Here is a 26396-nt window from a genome sequence, read left to right as displayed (position 1 = left end):
CGCACGTACCGTGCGCCCGGATAAACTGGCCCCCAGTTTTCTTCGAGAGGATCACCGTGAGCGGGCATTCCAAGTGGGCCACGACCAAGCACAAGAAGGCCGTCATCGACGCGCGTCGTGCGAAGTCCTTCGCGAAGCTCATCAAGAACATCGAGGTTGCGGCGAAGATCGGCGGCGCCGACATGGCCGGCAACCCGACCCTCTTCGATGCCGTGCAGAAGGCGAAGAAGACCTCCGTCCCCAACGACAACATCGACCGCGCGATCAAGCGCGGCGCGGGCGTCTCGGGTGAGTCCATCGATTACACCAACATCATGTATGAGGCGTACGGCCCGAACGGCGTCGCCTTCATGGTCGAGTGTCTGACCGACAACAAGAACCGTGCCGCTGCCGAGGTGCGCACGGCCCTCAACCGCAACGGCGGCACCCTCGCCGACCCGGGTTCGGTCGCCTACAACTTCAGCCGCAAGGGCGTCATCTCGATCACGAAGATCGACGGGGTCACCGAGGACGGGATCCTCGAGGCGGTCATGGAGGCCGGCGTCGAGGACGTCATCGACCAGGGCGGCGGCTTCGAGGTCATCACCGAGCCGAGCGACCTCGTCGCGGCGCGCACGGCACTCCAGGATGCGGGCATCGACTACGACTCGGCTGAGGCCGAGTTCGTGCCGAACCTGCGCGTCGAGGTCGACATCGATGGCGCGCGCAAGGTCATGAAGCTCATCGACGCGCTTGAAGACAGCGACGACGTGCAGAACGTCTTCGCCAACTTCGAGATCCCGGCCGACGTGCAGGCCGAGCTCGACGCCGAGGACTGACGACATCGCCGGCGCGCTGCGGGTTCTCGGGGTCGACCCGGGCCTCACGCGGTGCGGTGTGGGCGTCGTCGACGTTCTGCCCGACCGTCGCGTGTCGCTCGTGCACGTGGGTGTGATCCGCACTCCCGCGGATGCCGACCCCGCCGCGCGACTGCTCGGGATCGCGGAGGGGATCGCGGCGGTGATCGCCGAGTTCGCCCCTCAGGCGGTCGCGGTGGAACGAGTGTTCGCGCAGCACAACCTGCGCACCGTGATGGGGACTGCGCAGGCGAGCGGCATCGCCCTGCTCAAGGCCGCGGAGGCGGGGTTGCCGGTCGCACTGCATACGCCGAGCGAGGTGAAGGCCGCGATCACGGGCTACGGCGCGGCCGACAAGGCTCAGGTGGGCGCGATGGTCGCACGTGTGCTGGGGCTCTCCGAGGTGCCGAAGCCCGCGGATGCGGCGGATGCTCTCGCTCTCGCGATCTGCCACGGCTGGCGTGGGGGAGCGACGGCACCCGACGCGGGCGCTGCCGGAGGGCTGACACCTGCTCAGCGGGCGTGGCGTGCCGCCGAGAAGTCGGCGGCGACCCGTAGACTTTAGAACATGATTTCGAGTGTTCGCGGCATCGTGCTGCACGCCGGTGTCGGACACGTCGTGGTCGAGGTGGGCGGCATCGGTCTGCGGATCGCCGTCACACCGGCTCTCGCGCTCTCGATGCGGACAGGCTCCGAGGCCGCACTGCACACCGCGCTCATCGTCCGGGAAGACGACATGAGCCTCTTCGGATTCGCGAGTCGCGACGAGCTCGAGATCTTCGACATCCTGCGTGGTGTCTCCGGTGTCGGCCCGAAATCGGCTCTCGGGGTGCTCGCACAGCTCTCACCCGACGAGATCGCACGGGCCGTCACCGCGGAGGACGACGCGCCCTTCCGCAAGGTCTCCGGCATCGGGCCGAAGACGGCGAAGCTGCTCGTGGTGTCGCTCGCCGGCAAGATCGTGGCGCCCGCGGCGACCGCATCCGCTCCCGTCGTCAGCTCCGCTGACGCCGACGTCGTGGCCGCGCTCGTGGGCCTCGGCTGGCCCGAGCGCACGGCCACCACGACGCTCGACGACATCCGCGCGGGCGCAGGCGGCGGCGACCTCGACGCGCAGGCTCTGCTGCGTCTCGCGCTCGCCCGCCTCGGACCGGGAGGACGCCGATGAGCGAGATCACGGGTGCCGCACCCGAATCCGAGGCCGAGCTCGCCTTCGAAGGCGCCCTGCGCCCGAAGTCGCTCGGCGAGTTCGTCGGCCAGACGAAGGCACGCGGCCAGCTCGAGCTCCTGCTGCGCGCAGCCGAGATGCAGTCGCGCACCCCCGACCACATCCTGCTCGCGGGCCCTCCCGGGCTCGGCAAGACGACCCTCGCGATGATCGTCGCGTATGAGAGCGCGCGCCCCCTGCGCATGTCGAGCGGTCCTGCGATCCAGCACGCGGGCGACCTCGCCGCGCTGCTGTCGAGCCTCACGCCGGGGGAGGTGCTCTTCATCGATGAGATCCACCGGATGGCCCGATCCGCCGAGGAGATGCTCTACCTCGCGATGGAGGACTTCCGCATCGACATCATGGTCGGCAAGGGCGCGGGCGCCACGAGCATCCCGCTCGACCTCGCGCCGTTCACGCTCGTGGGTGCGACGACTCGCTCCGGGCTGCTTCCCAACCCGCTGCGCGATCGCTTCGGCTTCACGGCGCACCTCGAGTTCTACGCCGACGACGAGCTCGACCAGGTGCTCGCGCGCGCCGCGCGTCTGCTCGGACTCGATCTCGCCTCCGACGCGCGAGCGGAGATCGCGATGCGCAGCCGAGGCACGCCCCGTATCGCCAACCGTCTGCTGCGACGCGTGCGCGACTACGCGCTCGTGCACGAGCGTCCTGCCGACCTCGAATCGGTCACCGCTGCCCTCGAGCTCTACGACGTCGACCCGATCGGCCTCGACCGCCTCGACCGCGCCGTTCTCGACGCGATCCTCACCCGCTTCGGCGGGGGGCCCGTGGGTCTGTCGACCCTCGCCGTGTCGGTCGGCGAGGAGCCCGAGACGATCGAATCCGTCGTCGAGCCGTTCCTCGTGCGCATCGGCATGATCAGCCGGACACCCCGTGGGCGGGTCGCCACCGCGCAGGCGTGGTCGCACTTCAGAATTCAGCCTCCTGCGAACGCCCCTGCGATCGCCGGGACACTGTTCGACGATGTCGTATAGTGCTTGAGGACCGCCCGGCCTGACGACGTTGTGCCGATGGGTCCCTCACCCACTCCCGGAAGGCCCGCTTCACCGCATGGATCCGTTGCTTCTTATGATGGTCGGCCTGTTGGCCGTGATGATCTTCTTCACCTGGCGCAATGGCAAGAAGCGCAAGGCTGAAGCCGAGCAGATGCAGAGCAAGCTGCAGCCCGGTGTCGAGGTCATGACCCAGCACGGCATCTTCGGCACGCTTCTCACGATCGACGAGGAGGCGAACTTCGCCCTCATCGAGAGCACCCCCGGAACGGTGCTGCGCGTGCACCGTCAGACGATCGCGCGCGTCGTCGAGGACGAGACTCCCGCCGACGAGGCCGCTGAGGTCGACGAGGCCGCCGAGAACGAGATCGGCGAGCGCACCGACGACACCGACACCCCCGGCGACAAGCGCTCCGGAGACTAGGCCGTGGCCGCTCGCAACACGCCGACCGCGAAGGCCTGGCGCTCACTCGGCTGGCTCGGCGCGATCATCGCGGGCCTGCTGCTCCTGCAGACTGCGGGAGCCCTCTTCTGGGGCTGGGGCTGGACCCCGAAGCTCGCCCTCGACCTCGAAGGCGGCACCCAGGTCATCCTGACCGCGACCCTCGAGGACGGCCAGGAGATCACCCAGGAGCAGCTCGATCAGTCCGTCTCGATCATCCGCAGCCGCATCGACGCGGCCGGCGTGGCCGAGTCGGAGATCACCACGCAGGGCGGCGACAAGATCGTCGTCTCGATCCCGGGTGAAGCAGATCAGGCGACTCTGGACCGCATCAAGCAGTCCGCGAAGCTCGAGTTCCGCGCCGTGCTCGCGATCGCAGGCCCGGACGTGGTCCCCCCCGCGGAGGGTGCTGAGGCTCTCGAGGACACCCCGGCGACGACGCCCGAGAACGCCTCCGACCTCGCGTGGATCACTCCTGCTCTCGAATCCGAGTTCCTGGCGTTCGACTGCTCGACGATCGACGACTCCGGCGCGAACGTCGCCCCCGCCGACAAGCCGCTCATCACGTGCGCGGACGACGGCACCGCCAAGTACCTCCTCGGCCCGGCCGAGGTGCAGGGCGCGACGATCGAGGACGCCCTCGCGCAGGTGCAGACCACCTCGACGGGTGTGTCGCGCGGCAGCTGGGCCGTCGTCATCGACTTCAACGACGAGGGAACCAAGCAGTTCGCCGACGTCACCACGCGTCTGTTCGGCCTCACCGGCGTGCAGAACCAGTTCGCGATCGTGCTCGATGGCAAGGTCATCTCCGCTCCTACGACCAACGCCGTCATCTCGGACGGACGACCGGAGATCTCCGGATCGTTCACACAGGACGGCGCGAAGGCTCTCGCCGACCAGCTGAAGTTCGGTGCGCTCCCCGTCGGATTCGCGGTCGAGAGCCAGGAGCAGATCTCGGCGACCCTCGGATCCAGTCAGCTCACCAGCGGACTCGTCGCGGGCCTCATCGGCCTTCTGCTCGTGTTCCTGTACTCGCTGTTCCAGTACCGACTGCTCGGCACAGTGACGATCATGTCGCTCCTCGTGGCCGGCATCATCACGTACCTCGTCGTGAACATCATGTCGTTCCACTACGGCTACCGACTGTCGCTCGCCGGCGTCGCAGGTCTGATCGTGGCGATCGGCTTCACCGCGGACTCGTTCATCGTCTACTTCGAGCGCATCCGAGACGAACTCCGTGACGGCCGCAGCCTCACGGGCGCCGTCGAGGCCGGATGGAAGCGCGCGCTCCGCACGGTCCTCGCGGCGAAGAGCGTCAACCTGCTCTCCGCGATCATCCTGTTCATCATGGCCGTCGGATCCGTTCGCGGCTTCGCGCTCACCCTCGGCGTCACGACGATCATCGACGTGCTCATCGTGATCCTGTTCACGCACCCGGTGATGCAGCTGCTCGCGACGACCCGCTTCTTCGCGAGCGGTCACCCGCTGAGCGGTCTCGACCCGAACGCACTCGGAGCGGTCTACCGCGGTCGCGCCGAGTTCCGCCTCTCGACTGAGGCCCGCCGCGCGGGCGCCAGCCGTGAGGCGCAGCGTCGCCAGACGATCGCCGAGCGCAAGGCCGCGGAGCTCGCGGCGGCGTCGAGCTCGACGACAACCTCCACCTCCGACAAGAAGAAGGGCGGTCGCTGATGGCTGCCGGACCGTTCCAGCGCCTCGGTAACGACCTCTACACGGGGGCGCGCAGCGTCGACTTCGTCGGGCATCGTCGCTTCTGGCTGGGCCTCGCCACCGTGTTCATGGTGCTCTCGGTGCTCGTGCCCTTCGTGCGCGGCGGCGGAGACTTCGTGGCCGGGTTCAACTTCGGCATCGAGTTCCGCGGCGGCTCGCAGTTCATCGTCGCCGGCGCGGAGAAGGTCGACGGTGCGGTCCCGACGGATCTCGCCGAGGAGTCCGTCCACGAGGTCGTCCCGAGCGCCGTCGTGCGCGTCAGCACGATCGGCGAGGATGGCGTCCGCGTGCAGACCGACCAGCTCGACGAAGTGCAGACGAGCGAGATCTCGGCGAACCTGCGCGAGGCCTACGACACGGACTCGGTCTCGTCGTCGTTCATCGGCGCGACGTGGGGGCAGGACATCACGGGCAGCGCTGTGCGCGCGCTCATCGTGTTCATCGTGTTCGCCACGATCTTCATGGCGTTCTACTTCCGAACCTGGAAGATGTCGATCGCCGCGATCGTGAAGCTCCTGCACGACCTCGTGCTGACCGTCGGCATCTACGCCGCGACGGGCTGGGAGATCACGCCCGCGGCCGTCATCGGCTTCCTCACGATCCTCGGCTACTCGCTCTACGACACCGTCGTCGTCTTCGACAAGGTGCGCGAGAACACGGCTGAGCTCGGCGACGAGTCGACGCGAACGTTCGGCGAAGCCGTCAACCTCGCGGTCAACCAGACCCTCATCCGCTCGATCAACACCGGTGTCGTGGCTGCGCTTCCTGTCGCCGCGATCCTCTTCATCGGAGCGTTCGCGCTCGGTGCCGACACGCTGCGCGACATCTCGCTCGCGCTGCTGGTCGGAACCATCGCGGGCACCTACTCGACGCCCGCCTTCGCGGCGCCGCTGTATGTGCTGTTCCGTCAGAAGGAGCCGGAGATCCAGCGCCGTGACGAGCGTGTGCTCGCCCAGCGCGAGAAGGTCGCGGCCTAGCCGGTCGACGTGGTGCTGCGCGCCTAGAATCGAATCCTGAGAGAGGAGGGCGGCATGAGCACGGAGACGCAGAATTCCGCGTCGCGCAGAGCTCTGCTTCCGCGCCTCTTCTCACGCGCGCAGCCGACGGGTGCGGTCGACAAGCTCCTGAAGACGGTGCGTTCGCACCATCCGAAGGCCGATATCGCTCTCATCGAGCGCGCGTACACGGCTGCGGAGCGCGCGCACGACGGTCAGAAGCGTCGCAGCGGCGAGCCGTACATCACCCATCCGGTCGCTGTTGCGCAGATCCTCGCGGAACTCGGGATCGGTCCGAAGACGGTCGCTGCCGCTCTGCTGCACGACACCGTCGAGGACACCGACTACACGCTCGACCTGCTGCGCGCTGATTTCGGCGACGAGATCGCGATGCTCGTCGACGGCGTCACCAAGCTCGACAAGGTGAAGTACGGTGACTCGGCCCAGGCCGAGACCGTGCGCAAGATGATCGTCGCGATGTCGAAGGACATCCGCGTTCTTGTGATCAAGCTCGCCGACCGCCTGCACAATGCCCGCACCTGGGGCTTCGTTCCGGCGGAATCCGCCAAGCGCAAGGCGCAGGAGACGCTCGAGATCTACACCCCGCTCGCGCACCGTCTGGGAATCCAGACGATCAAGTGGGAGCTCGAGGACCTCTCGTTCGCCGTGCTCTACCCGAAGCTCTACGTCGAGATCGAGAGCCTCGTGCGCGACCGCACGCCGCAGCGCGAGGAGTTCGTGCAGCAGGTGATCGACGCGGTAGGCGACGATCTCCGCGCCGCCCGCATCAAGGGGCAGGTCGTGGGGCGCCCCAAGCAGTACTACTCGATCTACCAGAAGATGGTGCTTCGGGGGCGGGAGTTCGACGAGATCTACGACCTCGTCGGCATCCGTGTGCTCGTCAACTCGATCCGCGACTGCTATGCAGTGCTCGGCTCGATCCACGCGCGGTGGACGCCTATCCCTGGTCGCTTCAAGGACTACATCGCGACCCCCAAGTTCAACCTGTACCAGTCGCTGCACACGACCGTGATCGGCCCGAAGGGGCGCGCAGTCGAGATCCAGATCCGCACGCATGAGATGCACCAGCGGGCCGAGTTCGGTGTCGCGGCGCACTGGAAGTACAAGGAGCGGATGGCGAGCGGCCGCACCGAGGACACCTCCTCGGCGGGCACCGAGATGGCGTGGCTCGCCCACATCTCGGACTGGCAGGCCGAGACGTCCGACCCGGGGGAGTTCCTCGACAACCTCCGCTTCGAGATCGGTGCCAAGGAGGTCTACGTCTTCACGCCGCAGGGCAAGGTCATCGGCCTGCCCGCGGGTGCGACGCCGGTCGACTTCGCGTACGCGGTGCACACCGAGATCGGCCACCGCACGATGGGTGCGAAGGTCAACGGCCGCCTCGTGCCGCTGGAGAGCGTCGTCAACTCGGGCGATGTCATCGAGATCTTCACGTCGAAGAACCCGGACGCGGGCCCCAGCCAGGACTGGCTGAACTTCGTGAAGTCGGCGCGCGCCCGCAACAAGATCCGCGGCTGGTTCACCAAGGAGCGCCGCGAAGAGGCGATCGAGCAGGGCAAGGATTCGATCGCTCGCGCCATGCGCAAGCAGAACCTGCCGCTCCAGAAGCTCATGAGCCAGGACGTCGTCACGGCTGTCGCCTCGCAGATGCGCTACGACGGCGTCGATGCGCTCTACGCGGCGGTCGGCGAGGGGCACATCTCGACCCAGTCGGTCATCGAGAAGGTCGTCGCCTCGGTGCAGACCGAGACCGAGGTCGAAGAGGAGACGTTCACCTTCACGCCGAAGTCGCGGGGACGCTCGCTGCGTCCGTCGGATTCGGGTGTGCTGGTGCGTGGAGCGCCGGACATCCTCGTGAAGCTCGCGAAGTGCTGCACCCCGGTTCCGGGTGATGAGATCGTCGGCTTCGTGACGCGCGGCCAGGGTGTCTCCGTGCACCGCTCGGACTGCGTCAATGTGAAGACGCTCCTCGAGCAGCCTGATCGGATGATCGACGTGCAGTGGGCTCCCACCTCGTCGAGTCTCTTCCTCGTGCAGATCCAGGTGGAGGCGCTCGACCGCTCCGGGCTCCTGTCGGATGTCACGCGCGTGCTCTCGGAGAACCACGTGAACATCCTCTCGGCGTCGGTCTCGACCTCGAGCTCGCGCCTCGCGATCAGCCGTTTCGTGTTCGAGATGGGCGACACCGTGCACCTCGAGCGTCTGCTCAACGCCGTTCGACGCATCGACGCCGTCTACGACGTGTACCGCGTCAACTCGGGCTGAGTTCCCCGTCCCAGCAGGAGATCAGCCGCTCCCGGGTGCGCCGCTTGCCAGCGAGGCGAGGCCGCGCATCGAGCGATGACAGGCATTCCGCGAGCCCGAATGCGCCACGGTCACCGAGTGACCGCACGGTCAGGGCGTCGGCGGGAGACAGCCGGGCCGAGAAGCGGCAGATGTCGATCGCGGTGCGAAGGGGGGAGGTGACGAGCACGCCGCCCGCCGTGACCACATCCTCCGTCGTGAGAACGGCTTCGATGAGCTCCATGGGATCGCCGGCGCGGGGCCGCCAGCGCGCCTCGGAGCTCACCGCGTACTCGTCGACCGCGGGCCGCAGGGGAGTGGCCTCCCAGATCCATGCCGCGGTGCGTCGAGCGGCGACGAGTCGCGCCGTGCGCCCGGCGTGCACCGCTGCCGCCCGCACTGCGGACACCTCCGGAATGCTGATCGAGACGTAGCTGTCAGCCAGGCGGTATGCGTGGCCGTCGAGCCGCATCGCCTGCTGCTCGACGAAGGGGAGGGAGTCGATGACGTAGAGGCTCATCGCCCCAGGATGCGGGAGGCGGAGCGCACACGGCACAGGGGGCGCCCTTCCTGTGAAGAACGCCCCCTGTGGAGAGCTGGTGCGCAGCCCGGCTCAGCCGAGTGCCGCGAGCCAGGCGCGCTGCTTGTCGAGCGCCTCCTGAGCCTCGGCGATGCGCTTCTTGTCTCCGCTCGCGGTCGCCGTGGCGAGCTCGGCCTCGGCCTTCGCGATCGCGGCCTCGAGCTGCGCGGCGAAGCCCTGCGAGCGCGCCTGCTTCTCGGGGTCGGTGCGGTTCCAGTGGTCGTCTTCGAGCTTGCGGACAGCGGCCTCGATCTTGCGGAGGCGGTCCTCGACGACGCGCACCTGGTCGCGCGGAACCTTGCCGATCTCGTCCCAGCGACGCTGGATGTCGGTGAGCTTCGTACGCGCGGCGGCGCGGTCGGTCGCCTTCAGCAGCGGCTCGGCCTCGTCGAGGAGCGCGAGCTTCTGCTCGAGGTTCGCACCGTACTCGACGTTGTCGCGAGCATCCGCCTCGGCCTTGGCGCCGTAGAGCATGTCGCCAGCGGCCTTGAACTTCGCCCACAGGGCGTCATCGACCTTCTTGCCGGCGCGGCCCGCAGCCTTCCACTCGTCGAGCAGACGGCGGTAGGCGGGGATGCCCTCGACTCCCTGGGGGGCAAGGCTCTCCGCACGCTCCACGAGCGCCTGCTTGCGGTCGCGGGCGGCGCGGTGCACCGAGTCGAGCTCCGCGAAGAAGCCCTTGCGAGCGGTCTCGACGGTCGTGCGTGCCGCGCGGAATCGCTTCCAGAGGTCGTCGCCGTCCTTCTTGGGGATGCGCGGTCCGCTGTGCTGTGCGGCCTGCCAGCGGCTGAAGAGCTCGTCGAGCTGCGCCGTGACCTGCTTCCACTGCGCCTTCGAGAGGTCCTGTGCGGCGAGCGCCTCGGCCTCCGCGACGAGCGCCTCACGCTGGGCGATGGCGTCCGCCACAGCCTGCTGCGCCTCGGCGGACTGCTTCTCGGTGGCTTCGCCGACGGTCTCGGTGAGCTTGTCGAGGCGGGCCGTGAGGCTCGCGAGGTCGCCGACGGCGTTCGCCGTCGGAATCGCCGGCGCGAGAGCCGCGATGGCCTTGGCGACATCCTGAGCAGGTGCCCCTGCACGCAGGCGCTGCTCGAGGAGCGTCACCTGCCCGTCGAGCTCGACGAACTTGCGCTCGTAGTAGGCCAAAGCCTCTGCGGGAGTCGCGTCGGGATACTGCCCGACCGCGCGCTCTCCGTCCGCCTCGCGGACGTACACCGTGCCGTCGTCATCGACGCGGCCCCAGGGGGTCGACTGCTCGTCGCTCACTGCTGTTCCACCTCTGTCCTGTGGTCGGCGGTATTTCGCCGATCCGGTTCAGCCTATTGCAGGGTGACGCTCGTGATGGTGGTCGGAACGCTCGGAGCTCCGGTTCCATCCGCCCCGACGGTCGCGGGGTCGACGCCTGCCGACGTGATCTGGCCGATGAGATCGTCGAGTCCGCTCGTCACGCGACCGACCACCGTGTAGCCCCCGGCGTCCGTCGGGAACGGGGTGTCAGCGGTCACGATGAAGAACTGGTGGCCGTTGCTGTAGAGGCTCGACGAGCGCGCCATCGCGATGGTGCCTGCCGGGTAGACGCCGTCCGCGGGGACGTTCTCGACGGGGCCGTACGAGTAGTCGGGGTCGGGCCCGCCTGCGCCGTCGATCGATCCGCACTGGATGAACGAGAAGTCCATCTGATCCGAGAGCCGGTGGCACGTCGTTCCGGGGTAGTAGTCCTCCTGGACGTCCATGACCCAGCCGGCCACGGCCTGCGGCGCAGCGGCGCCGTCGAGCTCGATGCCCAGTCGGACAGCGTCGTTGAACACGAGCTCACCCGTCCAGGTGCGCCCCTCCGCGAGCGACGCGTCAGGGGCGTTGACGTTCTCCTCGGCCGCGGGCTCGGGAGTCGGATCCGCGGATGCGCTCGGCGTGGGCTCAGATGCGCCAGGACCCTGCGTGAAGTAGACGACCTGCGCGGTGATCGCGATCGCAACGACCGCGATGCCTCCGAGGACGCCGAGCACGTTGTCGCGGCGGCGTCGGCGGTCCTTCGCCTCGTGCACCTGCTGGCGCGCCTGGTACATCCGCAGGCGCTCGCGTGCCTCACGCTGCTCGCGCTGCTGTCGGTTCGATGCCACTCGGGATCCTCTCGATGCGGGGCGCGCTCACGTGGCGCAGTCCAGGTCGACTTTAGTCAGCACGCGAGGGCCCATCAAACCGGCGCAGGGGACGGTCGGTGTGCGCGGTTAGCATGAGCGCATGACCAGCCAGCAGGGACTCCGCACGGGGTCGACCCCTCTGGCGGTCCGGATGCGCCCGAGTTCGCTCGATGAGGTCGCCGGTCAGCGGCACCTGCTCGGCCCCGGGTCGCCGCTCGTCAACCTCGCCGCGGACGCGACAGGGGAGTCGGGTTCGGTCTCCGTGATCCTCTGGGGCCCTCCCGGCACCGGCAAGACGACGCTCGCGCAGGCGATCGCGCGCGGATCGGGTCGACGCTTCGTCGAGCTCTCGGCCGTGACGGCGGGCGTCAAGGATGTGCGACAGGTCATGGATGAGGCGCGTGCCGCTCGTGACCTCTACGGCACCTCGACGGTGCTCTTCCTCGATGAGATCCACCGCTTCACCAAGGCGCAGCAGGACGCTCTGCTCCCCGGAGTCGAGAACGGGTGGGTCATCCTCGTCGCCGCGACGACCGAGAACCCCTCGTTCTCGGTCATCTCCCCGCTCTTGTCCCGCTCGCTCCTGCTGACGCTCGAGCAGCTCTCCGAGGAGGACCTCGCGATCCTCATCGATCGTGCCGTCTCCGACCCGCGTGGTCTTCAGGGTGCGGTGACGCTCACCGATGACGCCCGCGCCGCGATCATCCGCCTCGCATCGGGAGATGCGCGCCGCGCGCTCACCGCGTTGGAGGCCGCGGCGATGGTCGCTGCGGCGCCCGGCGCCGTGGAGGAGGGCGGGACGCCCGAGATCACGGCGGAGATCGTCGCCTCGACGGTCGATCGCGCGCTTCTGCGGTACGACCGCCAGGGCGACGAGCACTACGACGTCATCAGCGCGTTCATCAAGTCGGTGCGCGGATCCGATGTGGACGCCGCGCTGCACTACCTCGCGCGCATGATCGAGGCGGGGGAGGACCCTCGCTTCATCGCCCGCCGCATCATGATCTCCGCCGCGGAGGACATCGGCATGGCCGACCCGAACGCCCTGCAGGTCGCGGTCGCGGCGGCACAGGGCGTGCAGCTGATCGGCATGCCCGAGGGGCGCATCCTGCTCGCGGAGGCTGTCGTGTATCTGGCGACCGCGCCGAAGTCGAACGCCTCCTACAAGGCTCTCGACGCGGCGATCGCGGATGTGCGCGCGGGGCGGATCGGCCGAGTGCCGAAGCATCTGCGCGACGCGCACTACCCGGGCGCGAAGCGGCTCGGTCACGGCAAGGGCTACCTGTACGCGCACGATGCGCCGTACAGCGTCGCCGCCCAGGAGCACCTGCCGAAGGAGCTGAAGGGCACCCGCTACTACGCGCCCACCGGCAACGGCTACGAGCGCGAGCTCACGGCGCGCCTCGAGCGTCTGCGCGCGCTGCTGCAGGGCAAGCCGATGCCGAAGCGCGAGGAGCCCGCCGCGCCGACGGACGCCGCGCCCGCCTCCGACAGCTGATCTGGTAAGCTTTCCAGGTTCGACTTCCGAACACATCCCACACACAGCTCCGCCGGTCGCGTCGACGTGCGCCCGGGCCCCGGACGGTGGAATGCACGTCTGTGAGCCGTGAAGTCCGCGGCCACGTCTGGAAGGAAACCAACTTGGTCACCAAGTCCCAGGACCGCCGCAAGGTCCGTCTGTCCCGTGCGCTCGGCATCCCGCTCACCCCGAAGGCTGCCAAGTACCTCGAGAAGCGTCCCTACGCTCCGGGTGAGCACGGCCGCACCAAGCGCAAGGCCGACAGCGACTACGCCGTCCGTCTGCGCGAGAAGCAGCGTCTCCGCGAGCAGTACGGCATCCGCGAGAAGCAGCTCCGCATCGTCTTCAACGAGGCCCGCCGCACCCAGGGCCTGACGGGTGAGAACCTCGTCGAGCTCCTCGAGATGCGTCTCGACGCCCTCGTGCTGCGTGCCGGCTTCGCCCGCACCACCGCGCAGGCTCGCCAGCTCGTCGTGCACCGTCACATCAAGGTCGACGGCCAGCTCGTCGACCGCCCGTCGTTCCGCGTGAAGCCGGGTCAGCTCATCCACGTCAAGGAGTCCTCGGAGAGCCTCGAGCCGTTCCAGGTCGCCGCTGCCGGTGGTCACGCCGAGGTCCTGCCGAAGGTCCCCGCGTACCTCTCGGTCGAGCTCGACAAGCTCCAGGCCCGTCTCGAGCGTCGCCCCAAGCGCGCCGAGGTCCCCGTGACCTGCGAAGTCCAGCTCGTCGTCGAGTACTACGCCGCGCGCTGATTCTCAGCTCTGCGAAGGCCCTCGGAGTCATCCGGGGGCCTTCGTCGTCCGGTCGAAGCAAGTAGGCTGGATCGGGTCGCGGCGAACGCCGTCGGCTTTCCGAACGAAGTGAGGAACATCATGCGGGGTGCACTGCTTCTCGTCACCGGCGTCATCATCGGATTCGCCATCGCGCACGAAGTCTCGAAGACCGAGAAGGGCAAGCAGTTCTTCGACGAGGTCGACGGAAAGGCGAAGCAGTTCGGCGACGCCGTCGTGCAGGGCTACAAGGCCCGCGAGTCGGAGCTGCGTCGTGCCGTCGCCGAGGCGCAGGACGCGATCGACGACCTCGCCAAGCGCGCGACCTCCTGACCTCCCACGCCGTCTGCCCGGCGGCTAGCCCGAACGTCCCCTCGGGGGACACACCCAAGGAACACCTGTGCAGACCGCTGAGATCCAACGCCGCTGGCTGAACTACTTCGGAGACCGCGGCCACACCGTGGTGCCCTCCGCGTCGCTCGTGACCGACGACCCCACGCTGATGTTCACGGTGGCCGGCATGGTTCCGTTCATCCCGTACTTCACCGGTGTCGTGCCGGCGCCGTATCCGCGCGCCACGAGTGTGCAGAAGTGCATCCGCACCCTCGACATCGAAGAGGTCGGCAAGACCACGCGCCACGGCACGTTCTTCCAGATGAACGGCAACTTCAGCTTCGGCGACTACTTCAAGGAAGGCGCCATCTCCTACGCGTGGGAGCTGCTCACGTCATCTGAGACCGACGGCGGTCTCGGGTTCGAGGAGCGCGACCTGTGGGTCACGGTCTACGAGGACGACGACGAGGCGATCGACCTCTGGAAGCGCGTCGCGGGGCTCCCCGAGAGCCGCATCCAGCGTCTCGGCAAGGCCGACAACTACTGGCACACCGGTCAGCCCGGGCCTGGCGGCCCCTGCTCGGAGATCTACTTTGACCGCGGTCCCGCGTACGGAGCCGAGGGCGGCCCCGCCGTCGACGACTCGCGCTTCCTCGAGATCTGGAACCTCGTCTTCATGCAGTACCTCCTCACGGACGTGCGCTCGAAGACCGACTTCGACATCGCGGGCGAGCTGCCGAAGAAGAACATCGACACCGGCATGGGCATGGAGCGCGTCGCGTTCCTCAAGCAGGGCGTCGACAACATGTACGAGATCGACCAGGTGCGTCCGGTTCTCGACATGGCATCCGAGCTCTCGGGCCGCCGCTACGGCGCCGATCACGACGACGACGTGCGCATGCGCGTCATCGCCGACCACGTGCGCTCGGGCCTCATGCTCATGACCGACGGCGTCACGCCGTCCAACGAAGGCCGCGGGTACATCCTGCGCCGTCTGCTGCGTCGCGTTGTGCGCTCGATGCGTCTGCTGGGCGTCGACGCGCCGAGCTTCACCGAGCTGTTCGAGGCGTCCCGTGTGGCGATGCGCGATGCCTACCCGGAGGTCGAGGCGGAGTACGAGCGCACGTCGCGTCTCGCGCTCGGCGAGGAGGAGGCGTTCCTGCGCACGCTCGCGAGCGGCACGACGATCCTCGATGTCGCTGTCGCCGACACCAAGAAGGTGGGCGGCGAGGCGCTCTCGGGTGACACCGCGTTCCTGCTCCACGACACGTTCGGCTTCCCGATCGATCTCACCCTCGAGATCGCCGAGGAGGCGGGCCTCTCGGTCGACCGTGCCGCGTTCGACACCCTCATGACCGACCAGCGCACACGCGCCAAGGCCGACGCGAAGGCGAAGAAGGGCAAGCTCGCCGACCTCTCGGTGTACTCGCAGTTCCGCCAGCTCGGCGAGACGGTGTTCACCGGCTACGAGTTCCTCGAGACGGAGTCGAAGGTTCTCGGCATCATCGCCGACGGCGCGCCCGTGCAGAAGGCCATCGCAGGCCAGACCGTCGAGGTCATCCTCGCGGAGTCGTCGCTGTACGCGGAGTCCGGTGGTCAGGCTGCCGACAAGGGCTCGATCGTGGGCGATGGCTTCTCCCTCGAGGTGCTCGACGTGCAGCGCCCCGTGAAGGGGCTCATCAGCCACACGGTGAAGGTGCGCTCGGGTGAGGTCGGCGTGGATCAGCCCGCCACGAGCGTCGTCGACGCGGACTACCGCCGCGGCGCCACCCAGGCGCACTCGGCGACGCACCTCGTGCACGCCGCGCTGCGCCAGACCCTCGGCCAGGAGGCACACCAGTCCGGATCCTTCAACAAGGCGGGCTACATGCGCCTCGATTTCTCGTGGAACCAGGCGCTCAGCCCGGAGACCCGCAGCGAGATCGAAGAGGTCGCCAACAACGCCGTGCGCGACAACCTCGAGGTCGTCACGCGCATCCTTCCCATCGACGAGGCCCGCAAGGCCGGCGCGATGGCTCTCTTCGGCGAGAAGTACGGTGACACCGTGCGCATGGTCGACATCGGCGGTCCGTGGTCGCGCGAGCTCTGCGCCGGCATCCATGTGCGCACCTCAGCTGAGGTGGGGCTCGTGAACCTCGTGTCGGAGTCGAGTGTCGGCTCCACCAACCGACGCGTCGAGGCTCTCGTCGGTTTCGACGCCTTCCGCGACCTCGCGGTGGAGCGCGCGATCGTCAGCCAGCTGACCGCGAACCTCAAGACACCGCGCGAGCAGCTGCCGGAGCGCATCTCCGACCTCGTCGCGCAGCTCAAGGCGGCCGAGAAGAAGATCGCGGCGTTCGAAGCCAGCCGGCTCTCGGAGCGGGTGCCGACCCTCGCGTCGCAGGCATCGCGCATCGGCTCGGTGCTCGCGGTCGTCGAGAGCGTCGGCGAGCTGCAGTCTGCCGACGAGCTGCGCAGCCTCGTCACCTCGGTGCGCGAGCGTCTGAGCGCGGAGGCGGCTGTCGTCGTGCTCGCGGCGCAGATCGGCGAGAAGCCGTCGGTGATCGTCGCGACCACGCAGGGCGCCCGCGACGCGGGTGTGAAGGCGGGCCCGCTCGCGAAGCAGGCAGCCTCGGTGCTCGGCGGTGGCGGCGGCGGCAAGGACGACATGGCTCAGGGTGGCGGCAGCGATATCGCGGCCATCGGCGCCGCGCTGCAGGCGATCCGCGACGCTCTCGTCTGATGCGTCGCGGCGTACGACTCGGCATCGATGTCGGCAGGGCGCGCGTCGGGGTGGCTCGCAGCGATCCCGATGGGCTCCTCGCGACGCCCGTCGAGACGCTCGCGCGTGACGACCGGACGATCAGCGGCGTGCTCGCGCACATCGCAGAGCTGGACGCGTTCGAGGTGCTCGTCGGACTTCCGCTCTCCCTCAACGGGGGCGACACCCCGTCGACCGTCGACGCGCGGGAGTTCGCGGCACTGCTCGCCGACGCGACCCCGGTTCCGGTGCGCCTCGTCGACGAGCGGATGAGCACGGTCAGCGCTCAGCGTCAGCTGCATGCGAGCGGTCGCAAGACCAAGGGCTCGCGATCGATCATCGATCAGGTCGCCGCTGTTATCATCCTCCAGAATGCCCTCGAGTCCGAGCGGGCGTCGGATCGTCCCCCTGGATCCCTCGTCCTTCCCACGAAAGAATCCGGCAGTGAACTCTGACCCGACCTGGGACGATCTTGTCGGCCCGTATACGAACCCTCCCGTCCAGGCGCAGTCGCAGGCGTCGAGCGGCGACGCCGCGGCGCCCGTGATGTCGCGTCGCGCGCTCCGCGACGCCTCCTCACGGGGGCGCTCCCGCGGCGGGAAGCCGCGTCGGAACGGTCGCGGCCCGTGGGGGTGGATCATCGCGCTCGTCGTGGTGTTCGGGCTCGTCATCGGCGCCGGAGCCACCGTCTGGGTGATGTACGAGGACAAGATCCGCGAGGTGCTCGGGATCGCACCCGAATACGACTACTCGTCCACCGGCAACGGCGAGGAGACGTTCCTCGTGATCGAGCCGGGAGACATCGGTTCGGATGTGGCCCGCAAGCTGCACCAGGCGGGCGTCACGATGTCGTATCGCGCGTTCTACGAACTCCTCCTCGCTGACACGTCGATCACCTTCGAACCCGGCAGTTACCGTCTCCAGAAGGAGATGAGCGCGGAATCCGCTCTCGCCGCGCTGCAGGACCCGGCGAACCGCGTCATCGACCGCGTCACCATCCCCGAGGGCGTCACCTCGGTTGCGGCTCTCGAGCTCATCGCCTCATCCACGGAGATCTCTCTCGAGGAGCTGCAGACGGAAGCGGCGAACTTCACCCAGTTCGGCATTCCCGCGTCCGCTCCGAACATCGAGGGCTGGATGTTCCCCGCGACGTACACCTTCGAACCCGGGACGACCGCGAAGGCCGCCATCCAGACGCTCGTGGACCGCATGATCCAGGAGCTCGACGCCCAGGGCGTCGCGCCCGAGCGCCGGTTCGAGGTGCTCACGAAGGCCGCGTTGATCCAGCGCGAGTCGGGACCGAGCGTCGAGGACATGCAGAAGATCGCCCGTGTCTTCGAGAATCGTCTCGCACGCGGCATGCTGCTGCAGTCGGATGCGACGGTCGCGTACGGAACAGGCAAGTACCACACGGTGTGGACCTCGCCTGAGGAGCGCGCCGATGCGTCGAACCCGTACAACACGTACGCCAACCCCGGACTGCCGCTCGGCCCGATCGGGCTGCCCGGTGCGGATGCCATCGACGCGGCGCTCGCGCCCGTGGACGGCACCTGGCTCTACTTCGTGACGGTCGACCTGCGCACCGGGGAGACGGTGTTCTCGAACACCCTCGCCGAGCACGAGCGTGCGGCGAAGCGTCTGTACGCGTGGTGCAAGGAGACCCCGGAGAACGAGTCCTACTGTGCGTGAGACGAGGCTCCGCCTCGCGGTTCTCGGCTCGCCCATCGCGCACTCGAAATCTCCGCTGCTGCACGCGGCGGCGTACCGCACGCTCGGTCTCGACTGGGAGTACGAGCGCCATGAGGTGACCGACGAGACGCTCGCCGACTTCCTGGCGGGCCTCGGGCCGGAGTGGCGGGGTCTCTCGCTCACGATGCCGCTCAAGCGGCGTGTGGCGGAGCTCGTCCAGGATGTCGATCCGGTCGCGCGCGCGACGTCGCAGGGCAACACGATCCTGCTCGATGCCGGGCGGCCGGTGAAGGCCTTCAACACGGACGTGCACGGCGTGGTCGCCGCGCTCCAGAGCGCGGGTGTCGAGGCCGCGACACACGCGGTCGTTCTCGGCGGGGGAGCGACGGCCGAGAGCGCCGTCGCAGCCCTCCGCAGCATGGGGGGCCAGGTGACGGTCGCTGTGCGCGACCCCCAGAAGGTGCTCGATGCAGGTGTCTTCGGAGCCGAGATCGGCGTGGTCGCTCTCCGCGAGGTGGAGAGCGGGATCCGGGAGGCGGACGTCGTCGTCAGCACGATCCCGAACGCCGCCGAGTTCACGCTGCCGATCCCGGAGCGCGTCCACGGCACGCTCCTCGACGTCGCGTACCACCCGTGGCCGACGGCTCTCGCATCGCGCTGGACGGATGCGGGCGGTCGGGTCGTGAGCGGCCTGGAGATGCTGCTGCACCAGGCAGTCCACCAGGTGCGCATCTTCGTGAACGGCGACCCCGGTGTCGAGCTGCCCGACGAGGCGGCCGTCATCCGGGCGATGCGCGCCGCTGTGGAATGATCGAAGCATGCTTCGTTGGTTGACCGCCGGTGAGTCTCACGGCCCCGAACTCGTAGCCGTCCTCGAGGGGATGCCTGCGGATGTGCCCATCCTTCCCGAGCAGATCCAGGAGGATCTGCAGCGCCGGAAGCTCGGGTACGGCCGCGGCGCGCGCATGAAGTTCGAGCAGGATGAGCTCTCGATCTCGGGCGGCATCCGCTTCGGCAAGACGATGGGTGGCCCGATCGCGCTGCGCATCGGCAACACCGAGTGGCACCGCTGGGTCGACGTCATGTCGGCGACGCCCGTCGACCTCGAGACCCTGCCGAAGGGCCGCGGCGCGGCTCTCACGCGTCCGCGTCCCGGTCACGCCGACCTCGTGGGCATGCAGAAGTACGACTTCCCCGAGGCGCGCAACGTGCTCGAGCGCGCGAGCGCTCGCGAGACCGCCGCCCGCGTCGCTCTCGGTGCCGTCGCGCGTGCGTTCCTCGGCGAGCTCGGCATCCGGCTCGTCTCGCACACGCTCTCGATCGAGACGGTCAGCGTTCCGGGCGACGCGCCCCTGCCCACCCCGGACGATGTCGAGAAGCTCGACGCGGATCCGCTGCGCTGCCTCGACCCCGAGACCTCTGCCGCGATGGTCGCGCGCATCGATCGCGCGCACGACGACGGAGACACGCTCGGAGGTGTCGTCGAGGTGCTCGCCTACGGCGTCCCGCCGGGCCTCGGCAGCTACGTGCAGTGGGACCGCCGTCTCGACGCGCAGCTCGCCGCGGCGCTCATGGGGATCCAGGCGATCAAGGGCGTGGAGGTCGGCGACGGATTCGAGACCACACATCGCCCCGGTTCGCAGGCGCATGACGAGATGGTCATGGACGGCGCGACGATCCGCCGCGAGTCCGACAAGGCGGGCGGCATCGAAGGCGGCATGTCCACGGGCACCGTCCTGCGCGTCCGCGCCGGTATGAAGCCCATCGCGACCGTCCCGCACGCGCTGCGCACGGTCGACGTCGCGACGGGCGATGCGGCCCAGGCGCACCACCAGCGTTCGGATGTCTGCGCGGTTCCCGCCGCAGGCGTCGTGGCGGAGGCGATGGTCGCGCTCGTGCTCGCGAACTCTGTGCTCGAGAAGTTCGGCGGCGACTCCGTGGGTGAGACGAAGCGCAACCTCGAGTCCTACCTCGCGGCCATTCCCGACGCGCTGCGCACCGAGATCGCCACGGCATGAGCGGCCCTCGCGCGGTCTTCATCGGGCCCATGGGCTCCGGGAAGACGAAGGTCGGCAAGCGCGTCGCAAAGGCCCTCGGTCTCGGCTTCGTCGACACCGACAAGGTCATCGTCGCCGAGCACGGGCCGATCGCCGACATCTTCGACGCCCATGGCGAGCCGCACTTCCGTGCCCTCGAACGCGCCGCGGTGCACGCGGCGCTGCAGACCGACGGAATCGTGTCGCTCGGCGGCGGGGCGGTGCTCGACCCCGAGACGCAGGCGGAGCTCGCCGAACTTCCCGTCGTCTACCTGACGATCTCGGCTGAGGCGGTCGCGTCTCGTCTCGACAACGGCAAGCGTCCGCTCGTGCGCGACGGCATCGCATCCTGGCAGCGCATCTTCGACGCGCGCCGACACATCTACGAAGGTCTCGCGACGATCGAGATCGACACTTCGAGCGTGCCCTACGACGGCGTCGCTCAGGAGGTCATCGACTGGCTGGAGAGAGCATGACCGAGACCACGATCATCCCGGTGCACGGCACCGACGGCATGAAGGACTACACCGTTCAGGTGGGTCGCGGTCTTCTCGCCGGGATCGCCGAGCAGCTGCCGCCGAAGGCGGAGAAGGTGCTCATCGTGCACGCCCCGGCGATGGGCGCGCGCGCCGAGGCGATGCGCGAGCAGCTGTCGGAGCGCTACCAGGTGTACCTCGCCGAGGTCCCGGATGCCGAAGGCGCCAAGCGCGTCGAGGTCGCGGCGTTCTGCTGGGGTGTCCTCGGTCAGACCGACTTCACCCGATCCGACGTCGTCATCGGCTTCGGCGGGGGAGCGACCACCGACCTCGCAGGCTTCGTCGCCGCCACCTGGCTGCGCGGCATCGCCGTCGTGCAGGTGCCGACGACCGTGCTCGGCATGGTCGACGCCGCCGTGGGCGGCAAGACGGGCATCAACACCGCGGAGGGCAAGAACCTCGTCGGCGCGTTCTGGGCGCCGCGCACTGTGCTGTGCGACCTCGATCTGCTCGACACCCTCCCGCGCAATGAGCTTCTCGCGGGCTACGCGGAGGTCGTGAAGGCCGGTTTCATCGCGGAGCCGGAGATCCTCGACATCGTCGAGGCAGACCCTGCGAAGGCCACCGACCCGTCGACGCCGGAGTTCCGTCGCGCGATCGAGCTCGCGATCGCCATGAAGGCGCGCGTCGTGGGGGAGGACTTCACCGAGCAGGGCCTGCGCGAGATCCTCAACTACGGCCACACCCTCGGCCACGCGATCGAGCACGCGGAGCGCTACCAGTGGCGTCACGGTGCCGCGATCTCGATCGGCATGATGTTCGCCGCCGAGCTCTCCCGTCTCACGCGGCACCTCTCGGATGACGCCGTCGACCGCCACCGCCGCATCCTCGACTCGCTCGATCTGCCGACGTCGTACCCGGCGGGGCGCTGGAACGCGCTGCTCGCGACCATGCGCCGCGACAAGAAGGCGCGCGGCGCGCTCATGCGCTTCATCGTGCTCGACGACATCGGGCGTCCGACTGTGCTGCAGGGCCCCGACGAGTCGCTGCTGTTCTCGGCGTACCAGGAGGTCGCGTCCTAGGCCCAGGGCCCCAGGACGCGACGACTAGGCTCGGAACATGACCCGCATCCTCGTCCTCAACGGACCGAACCTCGGTCGTCTCGGCAGCCGCGAGCCCGACGTCTACGGCTCGCAGGATCTCTCCGCGCTGCGGGTGCTCCTCGTCGAGGAGGCCGCCGGCCGTTTCGAGATCGACCTGCGGCAGACGGATGACGAGTCGGAGCTCGTGCACTGGCTGCACGAAGCGGTCGATACGCAGACTCCGGTGATCCTCAACCCCGCGGCGTTCACTCACTACAGCTACGCGCTCCGCGACGCTGCAGCCCTCGTCACGAAGGCGGGCATCCCGCTCATCGAGGTGCACATCTCCAACCCCCACGCCCGCGAGACGTTCCGCCACACGAGCGTGATCTCGGGCATCGCGACGGGCGTCATCGCCGGATTCGGCTTCGACTCCTACGTGCTCGCACTCTTCGCTGTACAGCGCTCCCTGTAGCGGTCGTTACACTCGTACGGGCGCAAACGCCTCCCTGAACTCAGCGAACGGACATCACGAAGCATGGCGACGACGAACGACATCAAGAACGGCAGCGTCCTCAACATCGACGGTCAGCTCTGGAACGTGGTCGAGTTCCAGCACGTCAAGCCCGGCAAGGGCGGCGCGTTCGTCCGCACCAAGATGAAGAACGTGCGCACGGGCAAGTCCGTCGACCGCACCTTCAACGCCGGCACCAAGATCGACTTCGCCACGGTCGACCGCCGCGACTACCAGTACCTGTACAACGACGGCACGAGCTTCGTGTTCATGGATCAGACCGACTACGACCAGCTGTCGGTTTCGCCCGAGATCGTCGGCGACGCGGCCAACTTCATGCTCGAGAACCAGCAGGTGCAGATCGCGCTTCACGAGGGCGAGCCGCTCTACGTCGAGCTCCCCGCCTCGGTCATCCTCGAGGTCACCTACACGGAGCCGGGCCTCCAGGGCGACCGCTCGAGCGCCGGCACGAAGCCCGCGACCGTTGAGACCGGGTACGAGATCCAGGTTCCGCTCTTCCTCGAGACCGGCACCAAGGTCAAGGTCGACACCCGCACGGGCGACTACCTCGGGCGCGTCTGATCCTCAGTGAGTTCTCGTACCAAGGCCCGCAAGCGGGCAATCGACACCCTGTACGTCGCCGATCTGCGTGAGGTCCCGTTCGCGGATGCTCTCGTGGAGGAGTCCAAGCGCGCCGAGCTTCGGCCCGAGCGCCAGTCGTCCTGGCTGTACGCCCGCGAGATCATCGCGGGCGTCGCCGAGCACCAGGACACGATCGACGAGATGATCTCGGAGCATGCCCACGGGTGGACCCTCGAGCGCATGCCCGTCGTCGACCGTGCGATTCTTCGCATGGGCGTGTGGGAGATCCTGCACAACGACGAGGTGCCCGACGCGGTCGCCATCGCGGAGGCCGTCCAGCTCGCCTCGGAGCTGTCCACCGATGACTCCGGCGGATTCGTGAACGGCGTCCTCGCGGCGGTCGCGCGCGACCGCTGAGTCGCTCTGTGACGCCGCGAGGCGTCATATTTCGGTTCGTGACGGATCGTTTTGCGTCGTCGTTCCGGCTTGCCTAGCTTCGACGACGTGACTTCCGTCGACACCCCCGTCAAGGCCGCCCTCCCGGTGCGGATCTCCGGCGTCGGGCGCCGCTTCCCGGCGCCCGACGGTTCGGACCGCATCGTGCTGCGTGACGTCGACCTCGACATCCGTCCCGGCGAGATCGTCGCGCTGCTGGGCCCCTCGGGCTGCGGCAAGTCGACGCTGCTTCGGATGGTCTCGGGCCTCGACCGCCCGGATGCCGGCTCGGTGGAGATCGCCGGTGCGCCCGTCGCCCCCGTCGATCAGCGCTGTGCCGTGGCCTTCCAGGAGCCCCGCCTGCTGCCGTGGCGCTCGATCGCCCGCAACGTGGAGCTGGGCCTGCCGCGCGGCACCGCGAAGGAGGCGGGCCGCGCCCGCGTCGCCGAACTCCTGCGGCTCGTGCAGCTCGACCACGCGGCGAATCTGCGGCCGCGTCAGATCTCCGGCGGCATGGCGCAGCGCGCCTCCCTCGCTCGGGCTCTCGGCCGCACGCCCGGTGTTCTGCTCCTCGACGAGCCGTTCGGCGCGCTGGATGCGCTGACGCGCCTCACGATGCAGGATCTGCTCCTCGACATCCACGCCGTCGAGCCCGCGACCATCATCCTCGTCACGCACGACGTGGATGAGGCGCTCCAGCTCGCCGACCGGATCGTTCTCCTCGGCTCGGACGACGGCGCGCCCGGCGCGACCATCCGCCGTGTGCTCGAGGTCGGCAAGAAGCGCCCCCGCGACCGCGGCGACGCCCACCTGGCGGTTCTGCGCGCTGAGCTGCTCACGCTGCTCGGCGTCGAGAGCCACCACCCCGAGAACTACCTCACCAAGGCGATCAAGCAGCAGCGCGCGAAGCGCCTCGCAGGCTGACCGCCGCACCACCACCCTTTCCACCCCCACACACCGAGGACTTCACATGATCAGCAAGCGCATTCTGGCCGTCGCCGCGGCCGCGACCGCCGCCGCCCTCGCCCTCACGGGCTGCGTCGCCGGGGAGAACGAGGCCGCTGCGAGCGGCGAGGAGTCCGAGAAGGGCTGGAGCTCGACCGTTCTCAACATCGACTTCGCCACCTACAACCCGCTGAGCCTCGTCATCAAGGACCAGGGCTGGCTCGAGGAGGCGCTCGGCGACGACGTCACCGTCAACTGGGTGCAGTCGGCCGGATCCAACAAGGCGAATGAGGCGCTTCGCGCTGGCGCCATCGATGTGGGCTCGACCGCCGGATCGGCGGCGCTCCTCGCGCGCTCGAACGGCTCGCCGATTCAGGTCATCGACATCTACAGCCAGCCCAACTGGTCCGCTCTGCTGGTGCCCGCCGGCTCGCCGATCACGTCGGTCGAGGAGCTCCGTGGCAAGCACATCGCTGCGACGAAGGGCACCGACCCGTACTTCTTCCTGCTGCAGACCCTCGAGGAGCACGGTGTGGGCCTCGACGAGGTCGTCGTCGAGAACATCCAGCACGCCGACGGCAAGGCGGCCATCGAGGCCGGCGCCGTCGACGCGTGGTCGGGACTCGACCCGCTGCTGTCGACGAGCGTCGAAGCCGGCGCGACGAAGATCATCTACGACAACATCGACTTCAACAGCTACGGCTTCCTCAACGCGACCGAGACGTTCCTGAAGAACAGCCCCGACCTCGCGCAGCTCGTCGTCAACGCCTACGAGAAGGCGCGCGCCTGGGCGAAGGAGAACCCCGAGGAGACCGCGCAGATCCTCGCGGATGTCGCGGGCATCGACATCGCCGTCGCCACGGCCGTGATCGCCGACCGCACGAACCTCGACGTCGACCCGGTTCCCGGTGACGCCCAGCTCGACGTGCTGAAGGTCATCGGCCCGATCTTCGTCGAGTCAGGTGACGTGCAGAGCCAGGAGCTCATCGACACGGCGCTCAGCTCTCTCCTCGAGCCGAAGTTCGCCCAGGCCGCCGACCCGAACGCGCTCTGAGGAAGTCGAACGACCGGCGATGAGCACCGTACAGAAGCCCCGAGTGGCGCCCTCTCCGACGGAGGGCGCCACTCCGGCGCACCAGTTCGTGAGCACCTACGGCTACTCGGCCGCAGGTGCCGGGCTCACCGCGCGTCGCCCGCTCGCGGAGCGCCGCTGGTGGGGCATCGCGGGCGGTGCGCTCATCCCTGTCGCGATCCTCGCAACCTGGTGGGGTGTGACCGCGTTCGGCGACATCCCCTCGTATCGCCTGCCGTCTCCCGGTGACGTCGTCACCGCGGCCGTGCAGCTCGCCCAGACGGGAGAGCTGTGGCGCCACATCGCGATCTCGACCCAGCGGGTCTTCCAGGGCTTCCTGATCGGCGCCCTCATCGGCATCGTGCTCGGTTCGCTCGTCGGGCTCTCGCGCACCGCGAGCATCCTGCTCTCGCCGTTGCTCGGCGCCCTGCGTGCCGTGCCCTCTCTCGCGTGGGTGCCGCTTCTCGTGCTCTACGTCGGCATCGGCGAAGCGCCGAAGATCATCCTCATCGCGATCGGCGCGACCTTCCCCGTGCTGACCACGCTCTCGATCGCGCTGCGTCACGTGGATCCGCACCTCGTCGAGCTGGGCCGTGCGTATGGTCTCAACCCACTCAGACTGCTGACGACCGTGCAGCTTCCGGCGGTCCTGCCGGCGCTCGTGAGCGGCCTCCGTCTCGCTCTCGCCCAGTCGTGGCTGTTCCTCGTCGCCGCGGAGCTTCTTGCGAGCGCCATGGGACTCGGCTTCCTGCTGAACGACTCCGGCAACAACGGCCGCGTGGATCGGATCTTCCTCGCGATCATCGTGCTCGCCGTGCTCGGCAAGGCGACGGATGCCCTCATCGGACTTCTCGAGCGCTGGTTCGCGCGCCGCTGGGGCTGACGCTCCGCATCGGGTATCCTCGAACCCAGAGCGCTCCGATTCCGGAGCGGATTCACGACCACCTTTAAATTCCGTCC

Annotated in this window: 27 protein-coding genes; 24 read left to right on the top strand and 3 right to left on the bottom strand. The window is 68.6% G+C overall.

The features are described 5' to 3' along the window. Window positions 1-56 precede the first annotated feature (56 nt). The 8 genes from HCR12_RS07260 to HCR12_RS07225 all read left to right on the top strand — a co-directional run bounded on the left by HCR12_RS07260 (window position 57) and on the right by HCR12_RS07225 (window position 8507). On the top strand, window positions 57-818 hold the full coding sequence (locus HCR12_RS07260; RefSeq protein WP_166864596.1) for a YebC/PmpR family DNA-binding transcriptional regulator: 762 nt from the start codon (window positions 57-59) through the stop codon (window positions 816-818). Window positions 819-822: 4 nt separating this feature from the next. After that, complete coding sequence (ruvC, locus tag HCR12_RS07255) at window positions 823-1401, top strand: crossover junction endodeoxyribonuclease RuvC (protein WP_166867230.1); 579 nt, start codon at window positions 823-825, stop codon at window positions 1399-1401. 3 nt (window positions 1402-1404) lie between these two features. Further along, a complete protein-coding gene (gene ruvA / locus HCR12_RS07250; RefSeq protein ID WP_166864592.1) occupies window positions 1405-2004 on the top strand; it encodes a Holliday junction branch migration protein RuvA in 600 nt (199 codons plus the stop codon). After that, entirely contained in the window at window positions 2001-3038 is a 1038-nt protein-coding gene (gene ruvB / locus HCR12_RS07245; protein ID WP_166864589.1) for a Holliday junction branch migration DNA helicase RuvB, read from the top strand. Before ruvA ends, ruvB begins: the two co-directional genes overlap by 4 nt. Window positions 3039-3135: 97 nt before the next feature. After that, window positions 3136-3480: a preprotein translocase subunit YajC gene (gene yajC, locus HCR12_RS07240; protein WP_191412318.1), complete on the top strand. Its 345-nt coding sequence runs from the start codon at window positions 3136-3138 to the stop codon at window positions 3478-3480. A gap of 3 nt (window positions 3481-3483) precedes the next feature. After that, a complete protein-coding gene (gene secD / locus HCR12_RS07235) occupies window positions 3484-5187 on the top strand; it encodes a protein translocase subunit SecD (protein WP_166864583.1) in 1704 nt (567 codons plus the stop codon). Then, window positions 5187-6203: a protein translocase subunit SecF gene (gene secF / locus HCR12_RS07230; protein WP_166864580.1), complete on the top strand. Its 1017-nt coding sequence runs from the start codon at window positions 5187-5189 to the stop codon at window positions 6201-6203. Before secD ends, secF begins: the two co-directional genes overlap by 1 nt. A 54-nt stretch (window positions 6204-6257) precedes the next feature. Then, on the top strand, window positions 6258-8507 hold the full coding sequence (locus HCR12_RS07225) for a RelA/SpoT family protein (RefSeq protein ID WP_166864577.1): 2250 nt from the start codon (window positions 6258-6260) through the stop codon (window positions 8505-8507). Here the strand turns inward: HCR12_RS07225 and HCR12_RS07220 are convergent. The 3 genes from HCR12_RS07220 to HCR12_RS07210 form a co-directional block, all read right to left on the bottom strand. Next, the gene (locus HCR12_RS07220) at window positions 8494-9045 is read right to left on the bottom strand and encodes a hypothetical protein (RefSeq protein ID WP_166864574.1); all 552 of its coding nucleotides are present in this window, start codon (window positions 9043-9045) and stop codon (window positions 8494-8496) included. The genes HCR12_RS07225 and HCR12_RS07220 overlap by 14 nt on opposite strands. A gap of 93 nt (window positions 9046-9138) precedes the next feature. After that, window positions 9139-10368 (bottom strand): DUF349 domain-containing protein, encoded by a 1230-nt coding sequence (locus tag HCR12_RS07215; protein ID WP_191412317.1) that lies wholly within the window; start codon window positions 10366-10368, stop codon window positions 9139-9141. 53 nt (window positions 10369-10421) lie between these two features. Then, window positions 10422-11222 (bottom strand): peptidylprolyl isomerase, encoded by an 801-nt coding sequence (locus HCR12_RS07210; RefSeq protein WP_224763306.1) that lies wholly within the window; start codon window positions 11220-11222, stop codon window positions 10422-10424. Between the two features lie 121 nt (window positions 11223-11343). On the opposite strand from HCR12_RS07210, the gene HCR12_RS07205 reads away from it, so the two are divergent. The 16 genes from HCR12_RS07205 to HCR12_RS07130 all read left to right on the top strand — a co-directional run bounded on the left by HCR12_RS07205 (window position 11344) and on the right by HCR12_RS07130 (window position 26319). Further along, a complete protein-coding gene (locus tag HCR12_RS07205; protein ID WP_166864570.1) occupies window positions 11344-12741 on the top strand; it encodes a replication-associated recombination protein A in 1398 nt (465 codons plus the stop codon). A 143-nt stretch (window positions 12742-12884) separates the two neighbouring features. Next, window positions 12885-13514: a 30S ribosomal protein S4 gene (gene rpsD / locus HCR12_RS07200; protein ID WP_166864567.1), complete on the top strand. Its 630-nt coding sequence runs from the start codon at window positions 12885-12887 to the stop codon at window positions 13512-13514. A gap of 120 nt (window positions 13515-13634) precedes the next feature. Continuing rightward, entirely contained in the window at window positions 13635-13865 is a 231-nt protein-coding gene (locus tag HCR12_RS07195; protein WP_166864564.1) for a hypothetical protein, read from the top strand. A gap of 67 nt (window positions 13866-13932) precedes the next feature. Beyond that, window positions 13933-16587, top strand: coding sequence for an alanine--tRNA ligase (gene alaS / locus HCR12_RS07190; RefSeq protein WP_166864562.1), 2655 nt, complete (start codon window positions 13933-13935; stop codon window positions 16585-16587). Then, on the top strand, window positions 16587-17060 hold the full coding sequence (gene ruvX, locus HCR12_RS07185; RefSeq protein WP_166864559.1) for a Holliday junction resolvase RuvX: 474 nt from the start codon (window positions 16587-16589) through the stop codon (window positions 17058-17060). Before alaS ends, ruvX begins: the two co-directional genes overlap by 1 nt. Beyond that, window positions 17050-18294 (top strand): endolytic transglycosylase MltG, encoded by a 1245-nt coding sequence (mltG, locus tag HCR12_RS07180; protein ID WP_224763305.1) that lies wholly within the window; start codon window positions 17050-17052, stop codon window positions 18292-18294. Before ruvX ends, mltG begins: the two co-directional genes overlap by 11 nt. Then, on the top strand, window positions 18287-19105 hold the full coding sequence (locus HCR12_RS07175) for a shikimate dehydrogenase (RefSeq protein ID WP_166864556.1): 819 nt from the start codon (window positions 18287-18289) through the stop codon (window positions 19103-19105). The genes mltG and HCR12_RS07175 overlap by 8 nt, the downstream gene beginning before the upstream one ends. A gap of 7 nt (window positions 19106-19112) precedes the next feature. After that, on the top strand, window positions 19113-20312 hold the full coding sequence (gene aroC / locus HCR12_RS07170; protein ID WP_166864553.1) for a chorismate synthase: 1200 nt from the start codon (window positions 19113-19115) through the stop codon (window positions 20310-20312). Continuing rightward, entirely contained in the window at window positions 20309-20806 is a 498-nt protein-coding gene (locus HCR12_RS07165; RefSeq protein ID WP_166864548.1) for a shikimate kinase, read from the top strand. Before aroC ends, HCR12_RS07165 begins: the two co-directional genes overlap by 4 nt. Next, on the top strand, window positions 20803-21888 hold the full coding sequence (aroB, locus tag HCR12_RS07160) for a 3-dehydroquinate synthase (RefSeq protein WP_166864545.1): 1086 nt from the start codon (window positions 20803-20805) through the stop codon (window positions 21886-21888). Before HCR12_RS07165 ends, aroB begins: the two co-directional genes overlap by 4 nt. Before the next feature lie 37 nt (window positions 21889-21925). Next, window positions 21926-22363: a type II 3-dehydroquinate dehydratase gene (locus tag HCR12_RS07155; RefSeq protein ID WP_166864541.1), complete on the top strand. Its 438-nt coding sequence runs from the start codon at window positions 21926-21928 to the stop codon at window positions 22361-22363. 63 nt (window positions 22364-22426) lie between these two features. Next, window positions 22427-22984 (top strand): elongation factor P, encoded by a 558-nt coding sequence (gene efp, locus HCR12_RS07150; protein ID WP_166864539.1) that lies wholly within the window; start codon window positions 22427-22429, stop codon window positions 22982-22984. A 6-nt stretch (window positions 22985-22990) separates the two neighbouring features. After that, entirely contained in the window at window positions 22991-23401 is a 411-nt protein-coding gene (gene nusB, locus HCR12_RS07145; protein WP_166864536.1) for a transcription antitermination factor NusB, read from the top strand. Between the two features lie 87 nt (window positions 23402-23488). Continuing rightward, a complete protein-coding gene (locus HCR12_RS07140; protein WP_224763303.1) occupies window positions 23489-24343 on the top strand; it encodes an ABC transporter ATP-binding protein in 855 nt (284 codons plus the stop codon). 46 nt (window positions 24344-24389) lie between these two features. Then, window positions 24390-25418, top strand: a complete 1029-nt coding sequence (locus tag HCR12_RS07135; RefSeq protein ID WP_166864533.1) for an aliphatic sulfonate ABC transporter substrate-binding protein — start codon at window positions 24390-24392, stop codon at window positions 25416-25418. 19 nt (window positions 25419-25437) lie between these two features. Further along, on the top strand, window positions 25438-26319 hold the full coding sequence (locus tag HCR12_RS07130; protein ID WP_166864529.1) for an ABC transporter permease: 882 nt from the start codon (window positions 25438-25440) through the stop codon (window positions 26317-26319). Window positions 26320-26396 lie beyond the last annotated feature (77 nt).

The organism is Salinibacterium sp. ZJ70, from assembly GCF_011751865.2.
In the GTDB taxonomy this organism is placed as follows: Bacteria; Actinomycetota; Actinomycetes; order Actinomycetales; family Microbacteriaceae; genus Homoserinibacter.
The sequence above is the reverse complement of the archived record's forward strand: the minus strand, read 5'-3'. Positions and strand labels throughout refer to the sequence as shown.